At 68.5% G+C, this 3,585-nt stretch carries 3 protein-coding genes and 1 pseudogene; all 4 read right to left on the bottom strand.

From position 1 onward, the window contains the following. A partial coding sequence (locus P3W75_RS21795; protein ID WP_276229392.1) for a sugar phosphate nucleotidyltransferase occupies window positions 1-779 on the bottom strand: 779 nt, incomplete at its 3' end. A 249-nt stretch (window positions 780-1,028) separates the two neighbouring features. After that, window positions 1,029-1,676: an alginate O-acetyltransferase AlgF gene (gene algF, locus P3W75_RS21790; RefSeq protein WP_276229391.1), complete on the bottom strand. Its 648-nt coding sequence runs from the start codon at window positions 1,674-1,676 to the stop codon at window positions 1,029-1,031. A gap of 57 nt (window positions 1,677-1,733) precedes the next feature. Next, a complete protein-coding gene (locus tag P3W75_RS21785; RefSeq protein WP_276229390.1) occupies window positions 1,734-2,912 on the bottom strand; it encodes an alginate O-acetyltransferase in 1,179 nt (392 codons plus the stop codon). Window positions 2,913-2,925: 13 nt separating this feature from the next. Further along, window positions 2,926-3,585: pseudogene (locus P3W75_RS21780) on the bottom strand (MBOAT family O-acyltransferase); the annotation flags it as partial.

The following is a 3,585-nucleotide window of genomic DNA, read 5'->3' as shown; positions in this document are numbered from 1 at the left end:
CAGGCGCGCTGGGTCTTTTCCATCACCGCGTAGTCGATGGAGTTGTCCGGGCAGCATTCGAAGGTGGCCGGGTCGATGTTGATCACCTCGCCTTCGTGCTGGCTGCGCTCCAGGGCCAGCAGGCAGGTGTCGTAGATGTCCGGGTCATGGCGCTTGAGTTCGTCGAGGAAGCGGCTGGCGCGGAACAGGAACATGCCGCTGTTCCAGTAGTGCCCGCCCTGTTCGACGAACTGCCGGGCGCGGGCTTCGTCGGGTTTCTCGATGAAGCGTTCGACGCGCTCGACGCCGCCGGGCAGGGCGTCCTCGGCGGACGCGCGAATGTAGCCGTAGCCGGTTTCCGGGCGGCTGGCCGGCACGCCGAACAGCACCAGCTCGCCTTTCTCGGCGGCCACGGTGGCCAGCGCCAGGGCGCGCTGGAAGGCGCGCGGGTCTTCCAGCACGTGGTCGGCCGGGAGCACCAGCAGCAGTTCGTCACGGCCTTCGGCGACCAGCTTCATGGCGGCGATGGCCACCGCCGGGGCGGTGTTGCGGCCGAAGGGTTCGAGCAGGATGCCCTGGGTCTTCAGGCTCAGCTGTTCCAGCTGTTCCTGGAGGATGAAGCGGTGTTCCTTGTTGCTCACCACCAGCGGCGGCTCCATGCCGTCGAAGGCCAGGCGTTCCAGGGTCTGCTGGAACAGCGTGTGCTCGCCGGCCAGGGCCAGGAACTGCTTGGGGTAGAGCTTGCGGGAAAGGGGCCAGAGTCGCGAGCCGCTGCCACCGGAAAGAATGACGGGAATCATGGGGTTTCTCCTTAAGCGTTCATGCGTTCTGTGGGGCGCCCGGACTGCGGACGCCGATGCCGATTTGGGTGACCTCTCCGTGCGGGCCGTCTTGGCGGCTCGCTGATTTTTTCTGTTCTTGTTGTGGTGTTGGTTCTGGTGATTCTGTTTTTGGGGGAGGCAAGAGCCCCTCTCCCCAGCCCTCTCCCTTCAGGGAGAGGGTTAGGGAGAGGGCGCGAGCTTCCCGTCGGCACATCATCGCCATCTGACTCAGTCCGCCTTCACCGGCCGCTTGACCCACACCGGCGACAGCTTGCCGCCCTCGCCGGTGACGTAGAGGCACACCACCTCGCCGCGCTCCAGGGTCACCGGCTTGAGGTCGCTGACCTTCTTCGCACCGTCGAACAGCGCCAGGTTCACTTTCACCGGGTTGATCTCGCGGTCGCCGTGGCCCTGCGGGGCGACGTTGCCGATCACCTCGGTCTTGCCGTCGGCGGTCTTCAGGGTCAGCGCCTGGCCGCTGAGGTTCTGCACGCGGACCAGGGCCTTCTGCTTGTTCTTGAACGGCGGCTCGGGCACCAGCCGGGGCTGGCCGCCGGGCTGGCTGACCAGGGTGTAGTAGGCGTCCGGATCGAGTTTCACCGGCAGGCTCTGGCTGCCGACCTTGGCGGTGTAGTTGCCCGCCGGGAGGAATTTGAAGTCGCTGGAGCCCAGCGGCGAGACGTCGTTGAGCTGGGCGTTGCCGACGCTCACCGAGAGTTCGCTGCTGCCGGCGTTGTAGGCCCGCACGAAGGCCGAGCCCTTGGGCGCCTGCGGGCCGTAGAGGGCGGCTTCGCCGGCGTGCGCGCCGAAGGCGGCGAAGCCCAGGGCCAGGGCCAGGGCGGGGGATTTCCAGCCGAGGGTCTTGGATCGAGTCATGGGGTGTACCTCCGTCTTCTCTGTTGTCGGTGGGCGCGCTGGCGCCCGGTGCGGCGCTCAGTGCGCCGCCGGTTGGCCCGGCTGGTTGGCGGCCAGGCGTTCGTCACGGTTGCCGGCCGCGCGCAGCTGGGCCAGCCAGTTCGCGTCGAACTGGCTGAGGTCGCTGTGCATCGGCAGGTAGCGTTCGGGGAATTCCCACACCAGCAGGCGTGGCGGCTTCTGCTGGAAGCCCGGGTCCTTGAGCAGTTCGAGCATGGGTTCGAGCGGGCCCTTGCCTTCCTTGGCGTAGTTGATCAGGTCGGCCGACAGCGCCTGCTTGAGCGCGCCGGCGAAGTTCCAGTGCGGGTTGGCGCTGTAGCTGGTGCCGACCAGGGCCACCTGCGGCTCGGCGCTGTCGCCGAACAGGTCGCCGCCGCTGGCGGCTTCGGCGGCCTGCGCCGGGTGGGTCTGGCGCGCCTGCAACTGGTCCGGCGCCGGCAGCAGTTCGCTGAACAGCGGGTCCAGCGGCAGGAAGCTCAGCAGGTCGCCCTTGTGCGGCGCGGCCTGGCTGGCGTCGGTGATGAAGGTCTGCTGCGGCAGGTCGAGGTTCTGTCCCTCGTGGATGCTCTGCGCCAGGCGCTGGGCCACGGCCTCGGCGCCCAGCGGGGTCCAGTGGGTATCGGTGCGCAGGAACACCTGGCCGTTGTTCTTGGCCTGTTCCAGGGTGTCCTGCAGCTTGGGCGCGGCCATGCCGGCCTGGCGCGCGCGCTGCAGGAACTCGTCGTAGAGGCCGACGTGCAGCTGGGCTGGCTGCTCCTTGCCGATGTACTCGGGGTAGATGCGCGCCTTGGCCGGGATGATCGCCAGCACCAGCTTCACGCCGCGGCGCTCCAGCTCCTGCTGCACGCCGCGCACCAGCGCCCAGTTGTCGTCGAGCTGGCTGGCGCTGGGCGCCGGCTTGAACTCTTCGTCGGTGAACAGCCAGCCGTCCTTGCCGATCACAACGCCCGGGCGGCCTTCGTCGAACAGGGTGTAGTCCAGCGCGGCCCAGAGGTTGGTGCCCAGGCGCTTGATCGGGAACTGCTCGTCGTAGTGGCCTTCGAAGGCGTGGGCCAGCTTTCCGTTGAGCAGCGTGGTGCCTTCGGCGGCGGCGAAGCTGGGGAAGGCCTTCAGCGACCAGCCGGCGAGGCCGAGCAGGATCCCGCCGAAGGCGGCGACGTAGGCGTATTGCATGGATCTCGAGAGTGTCGGTTGCATGGTCCGGCCTCGCTCAGAACTGGAAGTAGAGGAAGGGCGAGTAGCTCTGCGCGGAGAGCTTCAGCACCGAGGCGGCGAACAGCGCCAGCAGGGCCACGCGGGTGGCCAGCACGGGCAGTTGGGTCAGCCAGTGCGGGCGGTACACGGCCGCGCCGCTTGGCGCGTAGGCAATGGCCGCCGGGTCGCTTTCCGCCTCGCGCGGGCTGCGCGGCTGGGCGCTGGCCGGGCCGTCGGCGGCGACCTCGTCGGTCTTCGCCGCGGCCTTGGGCGCCTTGCTCTGCAACGGCTGGTTGTAGAACTGGCGCAGGCCGAAGATCGCCAGCACCACGTAGGCCACCACCAGGGTGCCGACCTGCAGGCCGGTGAGGCTGGCGCGGCTCTGCTCGGAGAGGCTCCAGTCGCCGAAGCTGAACATGGCTGCGTACATGCGCCAGGCCACGTGCAGGCTCTCGGCGCGGAAGATCACCCAGCCGACGATCACCAGCAGGAAGGTGAAGGCCCACTTCAGCGGGTTGAGCGCGCGCGGCGCGGCGTTCACCCCGAGGGCGCGTTCGATCGCCAGCCACACGCCGTGCCAGGCGCCCCAGATGATGTAGGTGACGTTGGCACCGTGCCACAGGCCGCCCAGCAGCATGGTCAGGATCAGGTTGCGGTAGGTCTGGAAGGTGCTGCC

It is taken from the genome of Pseudomonas citronellolis (assembly GCF_029335315.1).
Taxonomy (GTDB): domain Bacteria; phylum Pseudomonadota; class Gammaproteobacteria; order Pseudomonadales; family Pseudomonadaceae; genus Pseudomonas; species Pseudomonas citronellolis_A.
This window is presented reverse-complemented; position numbering and strand designations above follow the sequence as displayed.

Bases quoted from the DNA above. Each gene is read 5' to 3' on its own strand.
- algF (WP_276229391.1), bottom strand. From the start codon at position 1,676: ATGACTCGATCCAAGACCCTCGGCTGGAAATCCCCCGCCCTGGCCCTG.
- P3W75_RS21785 (WP_276229390.1), bottom strand. From the start codon at position 2,912: ATGCAACCGACACTCTCGAGATCCATGCAATACGCCTACGTCGCCGCC.